Source organism: Enterobacter sp. Sphag1F (genome assembly GCF_014193275.1).
Taxonomy (GTDB): domain Bacteria; phylum Pseudomonadota; class Gammaproteobacteria; order Enterobacterales; family Enterobacteriaceae; genus Pantoea; species Pantoea symbiotica.
Map to the genome: position 1 here is coordinate 866,380 of NZ_JACHZD010000001.1, position 21,520 is coordinate 887,899.

Below are 21,520 nucleotides of genomic sequence, written 5' to 3' on the forward strand. Positions count from 1 at the left end.
TCTTCTGACACCGCCCGTTTTTTTGCTCGCGTATTACGTCTCTTCCCTGCCCTTTCTGACGCGTTCCGCATACACCGCCAGCGTACTTTTCAGCACATCCAGCGTAACCGGCTTCGACAAACAGTTATCCATGCCCGCATCCATACAGCGCTGCTTCTCTTCCGCTAACGCATTGGCCGTGACGCCAATCACCGGGAAAGTATGTCCTAACTGACGCAGACGTTGTGTCAGGCGATAACCATCCATGTTCGGCATGTTCACATCGCTCAGTACGATATCGATATGGTTGCGGCTCAGCACGTTCAGCGCATCCACGCCGTCCTGCGCGGTTTTGGTCTGATAACCCACGGTGCCTAACTGTTCCGACAGCAGCATGCGGTTGATCGGATGGTCATCAACAATCAGCACGATGATATCTTCGAAGGTCGCGGCTGCTTTTGCCTCGGTTAACGGCAGCGGCGTGGCGGTTTCGCTATTGATGTTGATGCGGTAGATGCGGCCGAGCAGCTGCGGCAGATCGTGCAGCATCGCGCTGCTCTGAATCCATTGCCCCGGCGCGGTTTCGTACGGCATATCGATGTGCTGACCACAGATACGAATATGCGCGCGTCCGCTTTGCGCAGCGGGCTCATCGTGATCGCTGATGATCACATCATCCGCTGCCGCCTGGCCGTGATAATACGCCACCTGAATACCCTGCTGTTGCAGCAGACGCAGCAGGAAGCTGGCGAGATATTCATTGCGCATATCCAGCCAGATGGCTTTTTCCTGCAAGCCGTCCAGCAGCGGTGGTGCCGCCATCTGACCGGAATAGATCGGAATACGCACGATAAACTGGCTGCCCATGCCCGGTTCGGAATCGACTTCGATATCACCGTCCATCATGTTGATCAGCTTTTCACAGATCGCCAGCCCTAAGCCGGTTCCCTGGAAGTTACGCTGCACGCCCGAACCTACCTGGAAGAACGGGTCAAACAGGCGCGTCACCTCTTTGGCCGGAATACCGACGCCGGTATCACGCACGCGGAACGCCAGATATCCCTCTTTAACGTAAGCATGCAGGATGATGCAGCCGGTATGGGTGAATTTGATGGCGTTGTTCAGCAGGTTAGATATCACCTGCTGCAGACGCATGGCATCGCCATCCAGGGTCAGCGGTACATCGTTTTCGATAAATACATACAGCGTCAGGCGTTTACGCACCACCAGCGACAGATAGTTGCTGGCAATATGATTGACCACTTCTCGCGGCGAGAAAGGATGTGGCTCGATTTTCAGCTGCTCGGATTCAATCTTCGAGAAGTCGAGGATGTCGCTGATGATCTTCAGCAGCAGGCTCGACGAGTTGTTCATCGCCGTCACCAGTGAATCTACGCCTTTCGGCAGCACTTTGGTTTGCAGCAGATCGAGGTTACCGATAATGCCGTACAGCGGCGTGCGCAGTTCATGGCTGACGGTGGCAAGAAACATCGATTTCGACTGACTGGCCTGCTCGGCCGAGTGCGCCATCTCCTGCAGCGACTGCTCCATGCGCACGCGCGCCGAGACATCGACCAGCACGCAAATCGCCACGTTTTCATTGCGATAACGCGAATGCACAAAGCTGATCTGCAGGTTGGTATTGCTGCCGGTCAGCACATCGACAAAGTTGACCTGCTGACCACCGATGATTTCATTCAGACGCTGGCGATCTTCCTGCGTCAGCAGCGTCAGATAGTTATGTGCCAGCTCGTTACTCAGAATGTTGGTGCCGTCGCTGGTGCGCAGAATACAGATGCCGACCGGCGCCGAGGCGACAATCTTGCGGTTGAACTGTTCGTGCTCCTCCAGCCGATGCGCATTCTCTTCGGCCGGCAAGAACATGCGGCGCTCAAAAATCCACGCCAGCGTGAACAAAATCACCGCCGTAAAGATGTTGAGCAGCAGCGCGTTAATCAGCATCAGCTTGAGCTGATCCATTAACACGTCGGTGGAAAGCGACCACACCACATTGAGGTTTGACGGCGGCAGCGGCTTCTTCAGCACCAGCTGGCGATAGCTGTCGAGATAGCCGAACCAGGTGCTGTTGTCCGGCAGATCGTCAAGCGAGTAGCCCGGCCCGCCACGACGTGAACTGAGCAGCGGACGGTAGTTTTCATCGGTGATGGTGGCCACCAGCGGCAAACCGCCCGGCTGAATGAACTCATCAAGGCGGATGTTCTGCTCCACGCCCAGCAGCGCCTGCAGCTTGTTCGCCACATACACCGGCATCACCATATAGAAGTTGCCGACGCCCGGCTGCGCGCTGCTGGTGATCCAGTACATCGGCTGGCGGCGCTCTTCTTCATTGCCGTTGCGATAGTGCAGCACGCGTTCACGCAGCGCTTTCAGGCTACGTTCACGATCGACCGAATTGTTGCTGCCGATGGTGAAATCGGCCAGACACTGGTTTTCGCCACCGATGAAGAACACGCGGTTCAATTCATACGCCGAAGCAAAATTGCTTTTCCAGTAATTGATGTAGTAGCTGAGCGAATCCAGCGAGTTGCGCCAGGTGTTGCTCATTGAGGTGCAGTCGCCATCGGAAAACAGCGGCGTAAACTGCGGCAGCGCGCCTTTGCCTGGCGGCAAACCGTTGAGCACATCCAGACCATTAGCGCTGCTGCTCAGGCGATTTTCGGTGATGTATTTCAGCTCGCGCATTACATCCGCCGAATGGCGAACGTACCATTCAGCCTGACCGTAATTGGTGGCAAACTCCTGACGCACCGCGTTCTCTTTCTCGTGCAGCACGTTGATGATGTAGAAAGTGGTCAGCAGCGCACCCAGCGCCCAGAGCAACAACGCCAGCGCACGAAATAGATAGCGCGAAATTCGAAGCGTGGTGCGAAAGGAGACAAGATATTTCAAAAGAGGCTCACTGGCGGTAAGAGTTATCAGGATGTTGAAAAGCTTTCATACACTAGCTTTATCGGCCCTAAAAAGCCAGCTAGCCCGCGCCTTTAGCGGAAAACTCAGATAAAAAAACGGCAGGTCAGTTTCCTGACCTGCCGTTTCATAAAGCCGTTACGAATTACTCTTCGTCGTCAGCTTCTGGTGCTTCGTCGTCGCTGTCCACTTCCGGCGCGATGTCATCCTCGCCTTCCGCTACGCTACCGTCGATGGCGTCGAGTTCTTCCTCTTCCACCGGCTCAGCAACGCGTTGCAGACCCACCACGTTTTCATCTTCCGCAGTACGGATCAGAATCACGCCTTGGGTGTTACGGCCAACCACGCTGACTTCCGACACGCGAGTTCGCACCAGCGTACCAGCATCGGTGATCATCATGATCTGATCGCCATCCACCACCTGTACCGCACCGATAACCGGTCCGTTACGATCGGTGACTTTAATCGAGATCACACCCTGGGTCGCACGCGACTTGGTTGGATACTCGGTATTGGCGGTACGTTTACCGTAACCGTTCTGCGTCACGGTGAGGATCGCGCCCTCTTCACGTGGCACAATCAGCGACACCACTTTGTCACTTTCAGCCAGCTTAATACCGCGCACGCCCGAAGCCGAACGGCCCATCGCACGTACCGCAGTCTCAGCGAAGCGCACCACTTTACCGGCGGCAGAGAACAGCATCGCTTCGTCGCTACCGTTGGTCAGCGCCACACCAATTAGCTCATCATCCTCACGCAGGTTGATGGCGATGATGCCCGCGCTACGCGGACGGCTGAACTCCTGCAACGCGGTTTTCTTCACGGTACCGCTCGCGGTGGCCATGAAGATGTTGAAGCCTTCGGTGTATTCACGCACCGGCAGAATGGCGGTGATACGTTCGTTGGCTTCCAGCGGCAACAGGTTGACGATTGGACGACCGCGCGCACCACGGCTGGCTTCCGGCAGCTGATAGACTTTCATCCAGTAGAGACGGCCACGGCTGGAGAAGCACAGAATGGTGTCGTGGGTGTTGGCCACCAGCAGACGATCGATAAAGTCTTCTTCTTTAATACGTGCGGCGGATTTGCCTTTACCACCGCGACGCTGGGCTTCATAGTCCGTCAGCGGTTGGTATTTGACATAACCCTGATGCGACAGCGTCACCACAACGTCTTCCTGATTGATCAGGTCTTCGATGTTGATGTCTGCACTGTTCGCGGTGATTTCAGTACGACGTGCATCGCCGAACTGATCGCGCATCAGCTCCAGCTCTTCACGGATCACTTCCATCAGGCGCTCAGCGCTCTGCAGGATGTGCAGCAGCTCAGCGATCTGATCCAGCAGCTCTTTGTATTCGTCGAGCAGTTTTTCGTGCTCAAGACCGGTCAGTTTCTGCAGACGCAGATCCAGAATCGCCTGCGCTTGCTGTTCGGTCAGATAATATTGACCATCGCGAATACCAAACTCGGCTTCCAGCCACTCTGGACGCGCGGCATCGTTACCGGCACGTTCCAGCATCGCGGCAACGTTACCCAGATCCCACGACTGTGCCAACAGGCCCAGTTTCGCTTCGGCTGGCGTTGGTGCACGACGAATCAGTTCGATGATCGGATCGATGTTCGCCAGCGCAATCGCCAGGCCTTCAAGGATGTGAGCACGATCGCGCGCTTTACGCAGTTCGAAAATGGTACGACGCGTAACCACTTCACGACGATGACGTACGAAGGCTTCGATGATGCCTTTCAGCGTCATGATCTTCGGCTGGCCCTGATGCAGCGCCACCATGTTGATGCCGAAAGAGACCTGCAGCTGGGTCAGCGAGTAGAGGTTGTTGAGAACCACTTCACCGACCGCATCGCGTTTGATCTCAATGACAACACGCATGCCGTCTTTATCAGATTCGTCACGCAGCGCGCTGATGCCTTCCACGCGCTTCTCTTTCACCAGCTCGGCGATCTTCTCGATCAGGCGCGCTTTGTTCACCTGATACGGCAGTTCGTGCACGATGATGGTTTCACGGCCGGTCTTGGCATCGGTTTCCACTTCACCACGTGCGCGGATGTAAATCTTACCGCGCCCGGTGCGATAGGCTTCTTCGATACCGCGACGACCATTGATGAACGCAGCAGTCGGGAAATCTGGCCCGGTGATGTGCTCCATCAAACCTTCAACGGTGATGTCTTCATCTTCGATGAACGCCAGACAGCCGTTGATCACTTCCGTGAGGTTGTGCGGTGGAATGTTGGTTGCCATACCTACCGCGATACCGGACGAACCGTTTACCAGCAGGTTAGGAATTTTGGTTGGCAGGACTTCAGGGATCTGCTCGGTGCCGTCATAGTTCGGCACGAAATCGACGGTTTCCTTTTCCAGGTCAGCCAGCAGCTCCGAAGAGATCTTTGCCATGCGCACTTCGGTATAACGCATCGCTGCGGCGGAGTCGCCGTCGACCGAACCAAAGTTACCCTGACCGTCAACCAGCATGTAGCGCAGGGAGAATGGCTGGGCCATACGCACGATACTTTCGTATACCGCGGAATCGCCGTGCGGGTGATATTTACCGATGACGTCACCGACCACACGGGCGGATTTTTTATAGGGTTTATTCCAGTCGTTGCCCAGTTCGCTCATGGCAAAAAGCACACGGCGGTGTACCGGCTTCAGACCATCACGCACATCGGGTAAGGCTCGGCCAACAATGACCGACATGGCGTAATCGAGGTAGGAGTTTTTTAACTCTTCTTCGATATTGACCGGTGTAATTTCTCTCGCAAGGTCGCTCATGGAGCCGCTATCCCTCTACATAATCCCGGATTTAAAGGTGCGAAAGTATATCACATCGCTTCCCTTCGGTGAACGTTAACCAGGCCTTAATCCCGCTTTTCCTTTAGCGTGAGAGATGCGTTCGCGTGACTTAAGCGTTTATACTGAGGGAATATTTTGTCTGGAGTGATGATTCAATGAGTGAACAACCGCAGGAAAGCCGCCAGAACGTTGACCACGCCGAGATTGCTAAGTTTGAGGCCGTGGCATCCCGCTGGTGGGATTTAGAGGGTGAATTTAAGCCGTTGCACCGTATCAATCCCCTGCGGCTCGGCTGGATAGCGCAGCACAGCAATGGCCTGTTCGGTAAGAAAGTGCTCGATGTCGGCTGCGGCGGCGGCATTCTGGCGGAGAGCATGGCGCGTGAAGGCGCTGAGGTTACTGGCCTGGATATGGGCGCGGAACCGCTGGAAGTGGCGCGTCTGCACGCGCTGGAGAGCGGCGTTAGTGTTAACTATGTGCAGCAAACCGTGGAAGATCACGCCGCAAGCCACGCCGGACAATATGATGTGGTGACCTGCATGGAGATGCTGGAGCATGTTCCGGATCCGCGCTCGGTGGTATTAGCCTGCGCGCAGCTGGTGAAGCCCGGCGGCGAAGTGTTCTTCTCCACCATCAACCGCAATCCAAAAGCCTGGCTGCTGGCAGTGTTTGGTGCGGAGTATGTGCTGCGCATGGTGCCGCGCGGGACGCACGACGTGAAGAAGTTCATCCGTCCTGCCGAGTTGCTGAACTGGGTCGATGAAACCCCGCTGCGTGAAAGAAACATGATTGGCCTGCACTACAATCCGCTGACCAACCAGTTCCGTTTGGGGCGCGGTGTCGATGTTAACTATATGGTTCATACGCATCGTCAGGAGTGATGTCATCCCGGTGCGCATGAATGCGCACCCTACGAAAAATCGCACCATCACCGTATTCATACCGGCGCGCATCAATACGCAGCATCACCGTAGGGTCGCCATTCATGGCGACCTCTTATCCAGATCAATTTCCTTTTAGACGCGTACCAGTCTTTTTTATAGGCTAAGCAAGTCACAAAAAATTCATAAGCAATTTTAGATAAGTTCGCTGCTGGCGGCCTTGTCGGGGCTTTTTTCATCTAAGAAAATTCCGTAAGCGCGATGGTTGAGCAAGAAACACGCGTCCGATCATAAAGTGAAAAAAAAGTGCTGAGCGGTTGACACTAAGTGCAGGCCTTGCGGCATGCGGATCCAGGATTTTAGCCAGCCGCTAAGGACGATTTTTGAGTGAAAATCAACTCTTGTTAAGAAGAGATTGCTGACTAGAATACTCACCATATTGTTGTTCAAACTTCCCGCACCCCCTATATATAGTGTTTATCCACAGGCTTACTCACAACGAGCGGCTTGTGCATAAACCTTGTGCATAGATGGGGGATAAATACGTCATTCATGCATGGACAGGTAAAAACGCGACATGAACCAAAGTCTGCTCGTTACTAAACGCGATGGCCGCCAGGAGCGCATTGATCTCGACAAAATTCACCGTGTACTGGATTGGGCAGCCGAAGGGCTGAACAACGTTTCCGTTTCACAGGTTGAACTGCGCTCACACATTCAGTTCTACGATGGCATCAGAACCTCTGATATTCATGAGACCATCATCAAGGCTGCCGCAGACCTGATCTCTCGTGATGCGCCGGATTACCAATACCTGGCCGCGCGTCTGGCTATCTTCCACCTGCGTAAAAAAGCGTACGGCCAGTTTGAGCCGCCGAAGCTGTACGATCAGGTGGTGAAGATGGTTGAGATGGGCAAATACGACCGTCATCTGCTGGAAGATTACAGCACCGAAGAGTTCGAGCAGATGGACGAGTTTATCGACCATTGGCGCGATATGAACTTCTCCTACGCAGCGGTTAAGCAGCTGGAAGGGAAATATCTGGTGCAGAACCGCGTGAGCGGCGAAATCTACGAAAGCGCCCAGTTCCTCTACATCCTGGTGGCGGCGTGCCTGTTCTCCGGCTATCCGCGCGAAACCCGTATGGACTACGTGAAGCGCTTCTACGATGCGATCTCAACCTTTAAGATCTCACTGCCAACGCCAATCATGTCCGGCGTGCGTACTCCAACGCGCCAGTTCAGCTCTTGCGTACTGATCGAGTGCGGCGACAGCCTCGACTCCATCAACGCCACCTCTAGCGCCATTGTGAAATACGTTTCCCAGCGCGCCGGTATCGGCATCAACGCTGGCCGCATTCGTGCGCTGGGCAGCCCGATTCGCGGTGGCGAAGCGTTCCACACCGGCTGTATTCCGTTCTACAAGCATTTCCAGACTGCCGTGAAGTCCTGCTCACAAGGTGGCGTGCGCGGTGGCGCAGCGACGCTGTTCTACCCAATGTGGCATCTGGAAGTTGAAAGCCTGCTGGTGCTGAAAAACAACCGTGGTGTTGAAGGCAACCGCGTGCGTCACATGGATTACGGCGTGCAGATCAACAAACTGATGTACACCCGCCTGCTGAAAGGTGAAGACATCACGCTGTTCAGCCCGTCTGACGTGCCTGGCCTGTACGATGCGTTCTTCGCCGATCAGGACGAGTTCGAGCGTCTGTACACCAAATACGAAAAAGACGACAGCATCCGTAAGCAGCGTGTGAAAGCCGTTGAGCTGTTCTCACTGATGATGCAGGAACGTGCTTCTACTGGCCGTATCTACATCCAGAACGTCGATCACTGCAATACGCACAGCCCGTTCGACCCAAGCATCGCGCCGGTTCGTCAGTCGAACCTGTGCCTTGAGATCGCACTGCCGACCAAACCGCTGAACGACGTCAATGACGAAAGCGGCGAAATCGCCCTGTGTACGCTGTCTGCCTTTAACCTCGGCGCGATTAACAGCCTTGACGATCTGGAAGAGCTGGCCACCCTTGCGGTACGTGCACTGGATGCGCTGCTGGATTATCAGGATTACCCAATCCCGGCAGCACAACGTGGCGCTATGGGCCGTCGTACGCTGGGTATTGGCGTGATCAACTACGCGTATTATCTGGCGAAAAACGGCGTGCGCTATTCCGATGGCAGCGCGAACAACCTGACGCACAAAACCTTCGAAGCCATTCAGTACTACCTGCTGAAAGCCTCGAACGAATTGGCGAAAGAGCAAGGTGCCTGCCCGTGGTTCAAAGAGACCACTTACTCGCAGGGCATTCTGCCGATCGATACCTATAAAAAGGATCTCGACGCGGTGTGCAACGAGCCGCTGCATCTGGATTGGGAAGGTCTGCGTGAGTCCATCACCACGCACGGTCTGCGCAACTCAACACTTTCTGCGCTGATGCCGTCTGAAACCTCTTCGCAGATTTCGAACGCCACCAACGGTATTGAGCCGCCACGTGGACATATCAGCATCAAAGCATCGAAAGACGGCATTCTGCGTCAGGTGGTGCCTGAGTATGAGCGTCTGAAAGATCAGTACGAACTGCTGTGGGAAATGCCGTCTAACGACGGTTATCTGCAGCTGGTTGGCGTGATGCAGAAGTTCATCGATCAGGCGATTTCGTCGAACACCAACTACGATCCGAGCCGTTTTGCTAATGGCAAAGTGCCGATGAAACAGTTGCTGAAAGACCTGTTGACCGCGTACAAGTTCGGCGTGAAAACCCTGTACTATCAAAACACCCGCGACGGTGCGGAAGATGCACAGGACGATATGGCGCCTTCCATTCAGGATGATGGCTGCGAAAGCGGCGCTTGTAAGATCTAATCTCATCTTGTCAGGGCCGGCATTGGTCGGCCCTCTTCACATTTGGACTCAAAATGGCTTACTCCACATTCTCGCAGAACAAGAATAACCAGCTGTTAGAACCGATGTTCTTCGGCCAGTCCGTCAACGTTGCCCGTTTCGATCAGCAGAAATATGACATCTTTGAAAAGCTGATTGAGAAGCAGCTCTCCTTCTTCTGGCGTCCGGAAGAAGTGGACGTCTCGCGCGATCGCATCGATTACCAAGCGCTGCCGGAGCATGAAAAGCACATCTTCATCAGCAACCTGAAGTATCAAACGCTGCTGGACTCCATTCAGGGCCGTAGCCCGAACGTGGCGCTGCTGCCGCTGATCTCTATTCCTGAGCTGGAAACCTGGATTGAAACCTGGGCCTTCTCCGAGACCATTCACTCGCGCTCTTACACCCACATCATCCGTAACATCGTTAACGATCCAGCGGTGGTGTTTGACGATATCGTAACCAACGAGCAGATTCTGGCCCGCGCCGAAGATATCTCGAAGTACTACGATGATCTGATCGAGATGACCAGCTACTGGCATCTGCTGGGCGAAGGTACGCATCAGGTCAACGGTAAAACCGTTACCGTGAACCTGCGCGATCTGAAAAAGCAGCTGTATATCTGCCTGATGAGCGTCAACGCGCTGGAAGCGATTCGCTTCTACGTCAGCTTCGCCTGTTCATTTGCTTTTGCCGAGCGCGAGCTGATGGAAGGTAACGCCAAAATCATCAAGCTGATTGCACGCGATGAAGCGCTACATCTGACTGGCACCCAGCACATGCTGAACCTGCTGCGCACCGGTGAAGACGATCCAGAGATGAAAGCCATCGCCGCAGAGTGCCGCGACGAATGCTACGACCTGTTCAAGAAGGCAGCCGAGCAGGAAAAAGAGTGGGCAGAATATCTGTTCAGCGGCGGCTCAATGATTGGCCTGAACAAAGACATTCTGTGCCAGTACATCGAGTACATCACCAACATCCGTATGCAGGCGGTGGGTCTTGATCTGCCGTTCCAGACGCGTTCGAACCCGATTCCATGGATCAACTCGTGGCTGGTGTCGGACAACGTGCAGGTTGCACCGCAGGAAGTTGAAGTGAGCTCGTACTTGGTCGGTCAGATTGATTCTGAAGTGGGCGAAGACGATTTCGACGGCTTCCAGCTGTAAGCATGAGCCGCTCTGTTGTTATTCTGCGTAGCTCCGGCTCCCGGCTGGAGTGCGCAGAAGATCACCCCAATCTGCTGGCGACGCTGGAAGCCAATAATCTGTGCATTGAGTTTCAGTGTCGCGAAGGCTACTGCGGCTCTTGCCGTATGCGTTTGCTGAAAGGCGAAGTGGATTATGCGGAAACCCCGTTGGCGTTTGTGCAGCAAGGCGAGATTTTGCCGTGCTGCTGTCGCGCCAAAGGGGAGATTGAGATCGAGTTGTGATTGAGTAGGTCGCCATGAATGGCGACCCTACAGCGCGTTAGTTTTTGACTGTTTCTAGAATATCAATCCAACCGTGTCCGGTGCTGACTTCGCTGCCGTGCAGCCAGCGACGCAGCATGTTCATCGCCATCATCGCCACCACTTTCTGCCGCGTTTCCACGTTATGACGTCCATGGGTGAACTTCACGCGTTGGCCCCAGCTCGCTTCCGGCGTATGCAAGGCAATCGACACTTCACCTTCCACCAAATTTCCTACCGACAATGCCAGCGCCGCGCCCTGCTGTTTCGCCCAATCACGTGTGCGCGCAACCTGAGTTTCCAGATCTTCATCCTGCGGCGGCAGAATTTCTGCTTTGCTGAGCGCCACGTCTGCAGCGGCTAGCTGCCAGTTAAGCAAACCAGCGGTGAACTGCTCGCTCAGCGCCAAATGGAAGCCGCGCTGCTGCAACTCGCGCGCCAGCAGCGCCGGTAAACCTTCGGTGCCTTCAAAGATGGTGCACTCAGCCAGCAACAGTTTTACCTGCTGCCACACTTGCTCCATCGCAACACGCTGGCTGGCGGGTCCGGTAAGTTTGATTTCGATAATCGGCATAGATGATCGATAGCCCATCACCACCCCTTCCGGCAGCGGTAGCGGCTCCAACTCGGCGGCAATATCACTCTCGCCACGGCCAAAGGTTGTGAGGCGTAAACACAACGGTGGTTCTGGCAATTCAAAGCGTGCTTTGAGGCGCGGAATGATCTCCTGCTCGACCATCACTTTAAATTCCGACGGCACGCCAGGCGTGAAAAAAATCCAGCAGCGATTGAGCTGCATGGCAAAACCGCACGCGGTGCCGACCGGATTATCCAGCATCTCGGCGATGGCGGGGATCTCTGCCTGCTTGCGATTGCTCGGCGCCATCACGCGTCCGCGACTGGCGAACCAGGCTTCCATTTTTTCCAGCCAGTCTTGCTGGATAACTAATTCACTGCCGCTGGCAATGGCTGCGGCCTGCGCGCTGAGATCGTCACTGGTCGGTCCTAAACCACCGTTAACGATCAGCACATCTGCAATCTGGCTGCGGCTCTGCAGCGCCTCCACCAGCGAGCTCATCGCATCACCGACGGTGCTGCGGCTGGTCATCGGCAAACCGTGCTGGAACAGCACATCGGCCAGCCACGCGGCGTTGGTATCGACAATCTGCCCATGTAACACTTCATCGCCCGTTGAGAGCATTTCTACACGTATCACGTTGCGTTCTCCTTTTCCCTGTCGCTTTACTGTAGGAAGCGCGCAGGCGAAACACAATCGCGGATGATGCGAAACAGGGATTTAGCGGGAATAAGCGGCGGGATCATCAGGAAGCGGGCGCGAAGCGTGTCGCGCCCGTTGGAACTTAACGTCGAGCCAGCAGTAAACCGACAAACAGGCCAGCGGCGGCACCGATGCCAATCCCCTGCCACGGTTTTTCGTGCACATAATCATCGGCGCGGTAAGCCGCGTTTTTGGCACGATAGTAATAGCTGTCTGACGCCTGGCTAACGCGCGATTTCACGTCTTCCAGCGCTTGTTCAGCTTTGAGTTTCAGTTCGATGTATTTCTGATCGGCCGGATCGCCTGATGCGCGTAACACTTCTTCCAGCGTTTCCGTCAGCAGCGCCAGGTCGTCGTCAAGGTGCGTTTCAAATTGGTCTGAAGATGACACTATGTAGTTCCTCCATGTTCCTAACTCGTTGTGGTTTAACTATAGTCTTAAATTCCAGCTTTGCTGGACGGCGACTGCCAGGATTTAACCGAGTTTCGTCCATCTCAATGCAAAGTTGTGTCATGCACGGCCGAGCGGCGCGAATTCTGCTTCGCTTATTTGATTAATCTGATAAATTTTCCGCAGACTGAATTTTTTATTTCCACGACTGTCGTAACCCCCTGTAGTCAGACGTTTCTCGTCTTACGAGAGTCAAAATACACCCGAGCAGCTAAGGATTAGATTTCCGGCATGAATCGTAGAAAATTTATGAAAGCGTCCATGGCCCTCTCCGCTGTTAGCGGCATGACGGGTCTCTCCACGCTGTTTGCACAATCCGCCTGGGCTGATGATGGTATCGCCGACGGTACCGCAGTGCGCTTCGATTTCGACTCACTGAAAAAGAAAGCCTCCGCACTGGCAAAACAGCCCTGGGGCGGCGCACCCGGCCCCTTGCCCGACACCCTGGCCAATCTAACTCCGCAGGCCTATAACGAAATTCAGTACGACGCCAATCACTCGCTGTGGAACAACATCGCCGACCGCGAGCTGGACGTGCAATTCTTCCACGTCGGTATGGGCTTCAAGCGCCGCATCCGCATGTTCTCGGTCGATGCCCAGAGCCGCGAAGCACGTGAGATCCACTTCCGTCCGGAGCTGTTCAACTATCACAACGCCAACGTTGATACCAAACAGCTGGTGGGTAAAACCGATCTCGGCTTTGCCGGTTTCCGCGCGTTTAAGAAGCCAGAACTGGCGCGCCGCGATATCGTCTCTTTCCTCGGCGCCAGCTATTTCCGTGCAGTTGATGAGACCTTCCAGTACGGCCTCTCCGCACGCGGCGTGGCGGTCAACACCTTTAGCAACGGCAAAGAAGAGTTCCCGGACTTCACTGCATTCTGGTTCGAAACGCCAAAAGCGGATGACACCACTTTTGTAGTTTATGCCCTGCTGGATGGCGCGAGCGTTACCGGTGCGTATAAGTTCACCATTCACTGCGAAGAAAAACGCGTGGTGATGGAGGTAGAAAACCACCTGTTTGCACGTAACGACATCCGCCAGCTCGGCATCGCGCCGATGACCAGCATGTTCAGCTGTGGCACCAACGAGCGCCGCATGTGCAACACTTACCATCCGCAAATTCACGACTCCGATCGCCTGGCGATGTGGACCGGTGAGGGCGAATGGATTGCGCGTCCGCTGAACAACCCGCAGCGTTTGCAGTTCAACGCCTATCAGGACGAAAACCCGCGTGGTTTTGGCCTGTTGCAGCTGGATCATGACTTCAAAAATTATCAGGATGTGATTGGCTGGTACGACAAACGTCCAAGCCTGTGGGTGGAACCGATTGGTAAATGGGGCAAAGGCGCCATTAACGTAATGGAGATTCCAACCACCGGTGAAACGCTGGATAACGTGGTGTGCTTCTGGCAGCCATCAGAACCAGTGAAAGCCGGCAGCGAGTTCAACTTCCAGTACAAGCTCTACTGGAGTCAGTTGCCGCCAGTGCGCAGTGGTTTGGCGCGTGTTGATGCCACTCGCACCGGTATCGGTGGCTTCCCGGAAGGTTGGGCACCAGGCGAACACTTCCCGGAAACCTGGTCACGTCGCTTTGCCATTGATTTTGTTGGTGGCGATCTGAAAGCCGCAGCGCCGAAAGGCATTGAGCCGGTGATTACCGTTTCAGAAGGCACATTCAAGCAGGTTGAGATTCTCTACGTCGAGCCACTGAACGGTTACCGCATACTGTTTGACTGGTATCCGAATAGCGACTCGACCAAACCGGTTGATATGCGCCTGTTCCTGCGTACCAAGGATGAGACGCTGAGTGAAACCTGGCTTTATCAGTACTTCCCGCCGCCGCCGGATCAACGTAAATATGTTGATGACCGGCAGATGACGCCGGGCTGATGATAACGGCGAGGAGCAATCCTCGCCGTTATGCTTTCTGCATGCCGATGTGGGGAATGTCATCTTCCATATACACTTCGGTTACCGCTTTAAAGCCCAGACGACCGTAGAAACCTTCCAGATGTGCCTGCGCAGAAAGATAGATAGCGCGCTGCGACCAATGCTTCTCGCAGCTCTCCAGCGCCTTCTCCATCAAGCGATATCCCAGCTTCAAACCGCGCGCCTCTTCAGAAACGATCACACGACCAATCAGCACCGGTGCAGAGTCTAGCGCGGGCGTTAACACCCGTGCATAGGCCAGCAGCTTACCGTCGAGAAATCCCAAAATGTGGCGGTTATCGGCGGCTAAATCCTGACCATCAATATCCTGATACGGACAGTTTTGTTCCACGATGAAGACATGATTGCGCAGCGCCAGCAGCGTGTAGAGTTGCTGCGTCGTCAGTTCACTGTGGTGGCAATCAAGCCAAAGCATTTCCATGGTGCTTCCTTGTCTGAGCAAAAAAAGTGATCCGTTGAGAATATCACACCGGCTACGCCAAACGCAGTGAGCAGCAGCGGCAGCTGAAAACCTCGTGGTGACTCTGTGCTCAATCTCTCACTACGCCGTGAATTGCAGGCAAAAAAAATCAGGCCCGAAGGCCTGATTCAGTCATGACGCGAGTCTTTATTACATCAGCGGCTGAGCCATCTGCACCAGTGTAATCAGCGGCTGCGGATAAATACCGAGCAGCAATACCAGAATCGCAGAGATCAGCACCACAACACCACCCGCCGTAAACGCCCAGTTGGCTTGCGTATCGCGGTTGTGCAGTTCCGGCGGGCTGAGATACAGACTCACCGTTACGCGCAGATAGTAGTAAAGACCAATCGCACTACCTGCAACCACCGCACCACTCAACCACCACAGATGTGCGTTCACACTCGAGGCGATAACGTAGAACTTACCGATGAAGCCGAGCGTCATTGGGATACCGGCCAGTGACAACATCATCACCGTCATTACCGCAGACAGAATCGGACGATGCCAGAACAGACCGCGATAGGAATAGAGCGTATCAGCATCCGGACCGCGATATGGGCTCGACATCAAGCTTACAACGCCGAACGCGCCCAGGCTGCTGAACAGGTAACCGGCCAGATATACGCCCGCGGTTTCCAGCGACAGCTGATGGGTTTTCACCGCAATCAAGGCAACTAACAGATAACCAAGGTGCGCGATTGACGAGTAACCAAGCAGACGCTTGATGTTGCTCTGAGAAATCGCCATCAGGTTACCAAACAGAATCGATGCGAAGGCAATGATGCCCAGCACGGTACGAACGGCTTCGCTGTCAGTGACTGGTGCGTACATGAACAGGCGCATAATCACGCCAAAGATGGCGATCTTGCTGGCGGTGGCGAGGAAGGTTGAAACCGGCGCAGGCGCACCCTGATAAACGTCCGGCGTCCACAAGTGGAACGGAACCAGCGACAGTTTGAAGCCCAGACCGATAATCATCATGCCAAGACCGAGCAGCAACAGCGGCTCCTGAATCATGCTATCGCTCAGACTTTTACCCAGCTGCACAAAGCTCAGGCTGCCGGAATCAGCATAAATCAGCGCGATACCGAACAGCAGGAACGATGAGGCCGCCGCCGACAGAATGGTGTATTTCAGCGACGCTTCCAGCGAACGTTTCTGGCGGAAAGCGTAGCCAATCAAACCAAACAGCGGCAGTGACAACAGCTCGATACCGATGAACAGCGCCGCCAGATGGTTGGCGCTTGCCAGCACAATCCCGCCGAGTGCCGCAATCAGCACCAGCAGATAGAACTCATCTTTGTTGTCCGGGAAACCGGCCAGCCACGGATAAGCGAAGGTGCAGGTGGCTAGACTCGCCAGCACCACCAGCGCGGTGTAGAACATCGAATAGCCATCAACGCGCAGCAGCGGCGTGACATCCATCGCTCCCGCCTGGCCAACAAACCACAGAGAAAATAGCGCAATGTTAAGTCCGATCACCGTCAGCGTGGCATTAACAAAGTGATTGCGTCGCCACGCAATGGACAGCATCACCACCACCACCGTCAATCCGACGATCAACAGCGGCAGTAACGCGATCAGATGTTGAGGAGTTATTGTCATGGCGAATTACGGCCTTGTAGTTGAAATTGAAGCGGTAAACCACTGCTGAATATTGCTCATCGCAGCATGGGATGTGTCGAGGATTGGCTGTGGATAAATCCCCAGCAGCACCAACAACACCACCAATACGCCGATAGTCAGGAACTCACGCGGTGACATGCCTGGCAGCGGATCTTTCGACTTGGCTTCGCCGAAGTAAGCGCGCTGCATCATGATCAGGGAGTAAACCGAAGCAAACACCAGACCAAAGGTTGCGATGACGATAATCACCGGCACCACCTGGAAACTGCCGGTCAGAATCATGAATTCGCCAACAAAGTTACCGGTTCCCGGCATACCGAGGTTCGCAACCGCAAAGAACAGTGACAGACCCGGAATCCATTTGATACGTGACCACAAACCGCCCATCTGACGAAGGTCGCGGGTATGCAGACGCTCATACAGCTGACCACACAAGATGAACAGTGCCGCAGCAGAAAGACCGTGCGCAATCATCTGAATGACCGCACCCTGGAAGGCCAGTTGGCTGCCGGTGTAGATAGCGATCAACACGAAGCCCATGTGCGAAATAGAGGTGTAAGCAATCAAACGTTTAATATCGAACTGCGAGAACGCCATCCATGCACCGTAGAAGATGCCGATGATACCGAGCCACATGGCAATCGGTGCGAACTCTGCTGACGCATTCGGGAACAGCGGCAGGCTGAAGCGCAGCAAGCCGTAGGCCGCAGTTTTCAGCAAGATACCTGCGAGGTCAACCGAACCAGCGGTTGGTGCCTGGCTATGCGCATCTGGCAGCCAACCGTGCAATGGCACCACCGGCATTTTCACCGCAAAGGCGATGAAGAAGCCGAGCATCAGCAGATACTCAACGGTGTGTGACATTGGCGTTTTCAGCAACTCTTCGTAGCTGAAAGTCCATACGCCAGTGGCGTTGTAATGCACAAACAACAGCGCCAGAATCGACACCAACATGATCAGACCAGAAGCCTGGGTGTAGATGAAGAACTTGGTCGCGGCGCTAATACGCGTTTTACCGTCGGATGCTTTATGGCCCCAAAGTGCGATGAGGAAGTACATCGGCACCAGCATCATTTCCCAGAAGAAGAAGAACAGGAACATGTCGATGGAGAGGAACACGCCAATCACACCACCGAGAATCCACATCAGGTTGAGGTGGAAGAAGCCCTGATATTTCTCAATTTCGTTCCAGGAGCACAGCACCGCCATCAAACCGAGCAGTCCGGTCAGCACCACCATCAGCAGCGACAGACCATCAATCGCCAGATGGAAGTTGATGCCAAAGCGCGGAATCCACGGTACTGAGAAAGTCGATTGCCATTGCGGAATGCCCGCAGCCTGCGTCAGTGAATAGCCTCCCTGCAACCACAGCTGCAGGCCAAGCGCTAGCGTCAGGCCCATGGTAATCATGGCAATCCAGCGCGGTACCTTTGCGCCGAGGCGCTCTGCCAACCAGCAGAGTAAGCCCCCAACGAAGGGGATAATTATTAGCCAAGGTAATAACACGGCGAACTTCCCTTTTTATTGCCTTACTTCAGGCAATTTTTGACATTCTAATTGGGCGAGCGAACCCGCCCCGCTCATCAATCTTTAAATCACCAGCAGCAGCGCCAGTACCACAACGGCACCGACACTCATTGAAGCCACGTACCAGCGCAGATAACCATTTTCACTCACTACCAAACCTTTGTTACCAATGCGCGACAGCAGCGCAGGCAGGTTCATAAGTGAATTCAGCGGATCGCTTTTCAGTAACCAGGCAATGCCGAGATAAGGTTTTACAAACACCTTGTCATACAGCCAGTCGAAGCCCCAGGCCGCAAACCACCAGGTGCCGAAGAAACGACCCGGCGCACTGTTGGCAATGCTGGTCACCAGCTGACGTTTACCCAGCCACAGCGCTGCAGCGATCAGGATACCGACGATAGCCACTACGCCTGAGGTGATTTCCAGCATCACTTTGCCGCCTTCACCAAACTCGTTCTGCGGCAGCACGCCCGCCAGAGGAGGCGTAATCAGCGCACCAATAAAGGTGGAGAGCACCATCAGAACAATCAGTGGCAGGTGATGTGTAATGCCTTTACCGGCGTGAGCATGAATTTTCTCTTCACCGTGGAACACGATAAAGATCATGCGGAAGGTGTAGATCGAGGTGAGGAATGCACCCACCAGACCCGCCACCATCAGATTGATGTGGCCATTTGCCATCGCACCAAACAGGATTTCATCTTTACTGTAGAAACCTGCGGTGATCAGCGGCAGCGCAGCCAGCGCGGCGCCACCCACCAGGAAGCAGACATACACCAGCGGGATGCTTTTACGCAGGCCGCCCATTTTGAAAATGTTCTGCTCGTGATGGCAGGCCAGAATGACCGAGCCTGAGGAGAGGAACAGCAAAGCTTTAAAGAATGCATGCGTCATCAGGTGGAAAATCGCCGCGTCCCATGCCTGCACGCCCAGCGCGAGGAACATGTAGCCGATCTGACTCATGGTCGAGTAAGCCAGCACGCGTTTGATGTCGGTTTGCACCAGCGCCGCAAAACCTGCCAGCACCAAGGTAATCGCACCAATGATACCCACCAGATGCAGCACTTCCGGCGTTAACAGGAACAAGCCGTGCGTACGTGCAATCAGGTAAACACCGGCGGTCACCATGGTCGCGGCGTGAATCAGTGCCGAAACCGGAGTTGGACCGGCCATCGCATCCGCCAGCCAGGTTTGTAATGGCAGCTGTGCAGATTTACCGACCGCGCCACCCAACAGCATCAGAGTTGCCCACTGCAGCATATGGTTGTCTGCAGCGAAGTGCGCTGGTGCCAGTTCAACCAGTTCACGGAAGTTCAGCGTGCCCAGCTCGTTATAAAGAATGAACAAGGCGAAAGCGAGGAACACATCACCTACACGGGTGATGATAAAAGCTTTCATCGCCGCTTTGCCGTTCTCTGGATTGCTGTAGTAGAAACCAATCAGCAGATATGAGCACAGGCCCACGCCTTCCCAGCCGAGATACATCAGCATCAGGTTATCGGCCAGCACCAACACCACCATGCTCGCGATGAACAAGTTGGTATAAGCGAAGAAGCGCGAATAACCCTCTTCACCACGCATGTACCACGAAGCGAACATATGGATGAAGAAGCCAACGCCGGTGACGACGGACAGCATGGTCAGAGAAAGACCGTCCAGCACCAGATTCACTTTGATGTCAAAGTTGCCGACGTGAATCCAGGTCCACAGCGCCTGGGTAAACGGCTGCTGACCCTGGTTGAAGAAGTCGAAACCGGCATAAATAGTGGTTAATGCTGCCAGACCAACAGAACCCATACCGATTGCTGCCGACAGGTTCTCCGACCAGCGACCGCGTGAAAACGCCAATAGCAGGAAGCCAATTAGCGGAAATAATACGGTTAAATAGAGAAGATTCATCCGCGCATCTCGCTCACTGTGTCAATGTTCAGCGTCTGACGACGACGATAGAGCTGGAGCAACAGCGCCAGACCAATACTCGCTTCCGCCGCCGCAAGGCTGATCGCCAGGATGTACATCACCTGACCATCAGCTTGTCCCCAATAGCTGCCTGCTACCACCAGCGCTAACGCGGAGGCATTGATCATGATTTCCAGACCAATCAGCATAAACAGGATGTTACGACGCAGCACCACGGAGGTTAGGCCGAGAACAAACAGCACAGCGGCCAGCATCAGGCCGTGTTGTAACGGGATCATGCGTGATCCTCCTTATTCGCTTGCGCATCAGCTTGACGATTGCTCAGCACTTCGCCATGACGCTCTTCACGTCCAATATGGAAGGCCACGACCAGACCGGCGAGCAGCAGCATTGATGCCAGCTCAACCGCCAGAACATAGGGACCAAACAAGCTGATACCGACTGCTTTAGCGTCGATGACGGTGCCATCAATGCCTTGATCGGTTGCTGTGCTAATCGCGTAAATCATTACCGCCAGCAGCAGTAAAGAGACGATGCCTGGACCAATCCACAGCGAAGGCTTCAGCCACTCGCGCTCTTGATCCTGCTGGGTTTTGCCCAGGTTCAGCATCATCACCACGAAGACGAACAGCACCATGATGGCGCCTGCGTAGACGATGATTTCCAGCGCACCGGCAAAGTAGGCGCCCATCGAGAAGAACACGCCTGCAATCGACAGCAGCGAAACGATTAGGTACAGCAGCGCATGTACCGGATTGGTGTGGGTGATGACGCGCAGCGTCGTCAACACCGCCACCAGTCCGCAAAGATAAAACGCAAATTCCATACCTGGCTCCTTAAGGTAACAACCCTTTGACGTCGATCGGCTTGGCTTCGTTTTCCGCTTCGCCCTTCTCTTTTCCGTCGATCGCCATACCAGCCATACGATAGAAGTTGTACTCCGGATATTTACCCGGACCGGAAATCAGCAGGTCTTCTTTCTCATACACCAGATCCTGACGCTTAAACTCACCCAGTTCGAAATCGGGTGTCAGCTGGATCGCGGTGGTTGGGCAAGCCTCTTCACACAGGCCGCAGAAGATGCAGCGTGAGAAGTTGATGCGGAAGAATTCCGGATACCAGCGTCCATCCTGCGTCTCGGCTTTCTGCAGTGAGATACAGCCGACAGGACAAGCTACCGCACATAAGTTACAGGCAACGCAACGCTCTGCGCCGTCCGGATCGCGCGTCAGCACGATACGGCCACGATAACGTGGCGGCAGGTAAACCGGCTCTTCCGGATACATTTGGGTTTCGCGCTTGGCGAAGGCATGCATGCCTATCATCCAGATACTGCGCACTGTCGTGCCGAAGCCAACGACAATATCTTTTAAAGTCATCTC

The 21,520-nt window shown here is 54.5% G+C and carries 16 protein-coding genes; 5 read left to right on the forward strand and 11 right to left on the reverse strand.

Annotated features, from left to right (window positions below; translation table 11 throughout):
- Positions 1–33: 33 nt before the first annotated feature.
- Together rcsC and gyrA are read right to left on the reverse strand one after the other, a co-directional pair.
- Positions 34–2,889, reverse strand: coding sequence for a two-component system sensor histidine kinase RcsC (gene rcsC, locus FHW71_RS03905; RefSeq protein ID WP_179450042.1), 2,856 nt, complete (start codon positions 2,887–2,889; stop codon positions 34–36).
- A gap of 163 nt (positions 2,890–3,052) precedes the next feature.
- Entirely contained in the window at positions 3,053–5,692 is a 2,640-nt protein-coding gene (gene gyrA / locus FHW71_RS03910; protein ID WP_008105113.1) for a DNA topoisomerase (ATP-hydrolyzing) subunit A, read from the reverse strand.
- Between the two features lie 176 nt (positions 5,693–5,868).
- Here gyrA and ubiG point away from each other — a divergent pair, with 176 nt between their 5' ends.
- From ubiG to yfaE, 4 genes are all read left to right on the forward strand, one after another.
- Complete coding sequence (gene ubiG / locus FHW71_RS03915) at positions 5,869–6,594, forward strand: bifunctional 2-polyprenyl-6-hydroxyphenol methylase/3-demethylubiquinol 3-O-methyltransferase UbiG (protein WP_179450040.1); 726 nt, start codon at positions 5,869–5,871, stop codon at positions 6,592–6,594.
- A gap of 577 nt (positions 6,595–7,171) precedes the next feature.
- Positions 7,172–9,457 (forward strand): class 1a ribonucleoside-diphosphate reductase subunit alpha, encoded by a 2,286-nt coding sequence (nrdA, locus tag FHW71_RS03920; RefSeq protein ID WP_154190330.1) that lies wholly within the window; start codon positions 7,172–7,174, stop codon positions 9,455–9,457.
- A 53-nt stretch (positions 9,458–9,510) separates the two neighbouring features.
- The gene (gene nrdB / locus FHW71_RS03925; protein ID WP_008105120.1) at positions 9,511–10,641 is read left to right on the forward strand and encodes a class Ia ribonucleoside-diphosphate reductase subunit beta; all 1,131 of its coding nucleotides are present in this window, start codon (positions 9,511–9,513) and stop codon (positions 10,639–10,641) included.
- Between the two features lie 2 nt (positions 10,642–10,643).
- A complete protein-coding gene (gene yfaE / locus FHW71_RS03930) occupies positions 10,644–10,904 on the forward strand; it encodes a class I ribonucleotide reductase maintenance protein YfaE (protein ID WP_179450038.1) in 261 nt (86 codons plus the stop codon).
- A gap of 37 nt (positions 10,905–10,941) precedes the next feature.
- Here yfaE and FHW71_RS03935 read toward each other — a convergent pair whose 3' ends face one another.
- Together FHW71_RS03935 and elaB are read right to left on the reverse strand one after the other, a co-directional pair.
- Positions 10,942–12,138, reverse strand: a complete 1,197-nt coding sequence (locus FHW71_RS03935) for a nicotinamide mononucleotide deamidase-related protein YfaY (RefSeq protein WP_179450036.1) — start codon at positions 12,136–12,138, stop codon at positions 10,942–10,944.
- Between the two features lie 145 nt (positions 12,139–12,283).
- The gene (gene elaB / locus FHW71_RS03940; RefSeq protein WP_008105125.1) at positions 12,284–12,592 is read right to left on the reverse strand and encodes a stress response protein ElaB; all 309 of its coding nucleotides are present in this window, start codon (positions 12,590–12,592) and stop codon (positions 12,284–12,286) included.
- Positions 12,593–12,883: 291 nt separating this feature from the next.
- On the opposite strand from elaB, the gene FHW71_RS03945 reads away from it, so the two are divergent.
- Positions 12,884–14,542, forward strand: a complete 1,659-nt coding sequence (locus FHW71_RS03945) for a glucan biosynthesis protein (RefSeq protein ID WP_179450034.1) — start codon at positions 12,884–12,886, stop codon at positions 14,540–14,542.
- A gap of 28 nt (positions 14,543–14,570) precedes the next feature.
- Here FHW71_RS03945 and FHW71_RS03950 read toward each other — a convergent pair whose 3' ends face one another.
- From FHW71_RS03950 to nuoI, 7 genes are all read right to left on the reverse strand, one after another.
- On the reverse strand, positions 14,571–15,023 hold the full coding sequence (locus tag FHW71_RS03950) for a GNAT family N-acetyltransferase (protein WP_008105129.1): 453 nt from the start codon (positions 15,021–15,023) through the stop codon (positions 14,571–14,573).
- 189 nt (positions 15,024–15,212) lie between these two features.
- A complete protein-coding gene (gene nuoN / locus FHW71_RS03955) occupies positions 15,213–16,670 on the reverse strand; it encodes an NADH-quinone oxidoreductase subunit NuoN (RefSeq protein ID WP_179450032.1) in 1,458 nt (485 codons plus the stop codon).
- Positions 16,671–16,676: 6 nt separating this feature from the next.
- Positions 16,677–18,197, reverse strand: coding sequence for an NADH-quinone oxidoreductase subunit M (gene nuoM / locus FHW71_RS03960; RefSeq protein WP_179450030.1), 1,521 nt, complete (start codon positions 18,195–18,197; stop codon positions 16,677–16,679).
- 84 nt (positions 18,198–18,281) lie between these two features.
- On the reverse strand, positions 18,282–20,117 hold the full coding sequence (gene nuoL, locus FHW71_RS03965) for an NADH-quinone oxidoreductase subunit L (RefSeq protein WP_179450028.1): 1,836 nt from the start codon (positions 20,115–20,117) through the stop codon (positions 18,282–18,284).
- Positions 20,114–20,416, reverse strand: a complete 303-nt coding sequence (nuoK, locus tag FHW71_RS03970) for an NADH-quinone oxidoreductase subunit NuoK (RefSeq protein WP_007889334.1) — start codon at positions 20,414–20,416, stop codon at positions 20,114–20,116. The genes nuoL and nuoK overlap by 4 nt, the downstream gene beginning before the upstream one ends.
- A complete protein-coding gene (gene nuoJ, locus FHW71_RS03975) occupies positions 20,413–20,964 on the reverse strand; it encodes an NADH-quinone oxidoreductase subunit J (protein WP_008105138.1) in 552 nt (183 codons plus the stop codon). Before nuoJ ends, nuoK begins: the two co-directional genes overlap by 4 nt.
- A gap of 10 nt (positions 20,965–20,974) precedes the next feature.
- Entirely contained in the window at positions 20,975–21,517 is a 543-nt protein-coding gene (gene nuoI / locus FHW71_RS03980; protein WP_007889332.1) for an NADH-quinone oxidoreductase subunit NuoI, read from the reverse strand.
- Positions 21,518–21,520: the final 3 nt, after the last annotated feature.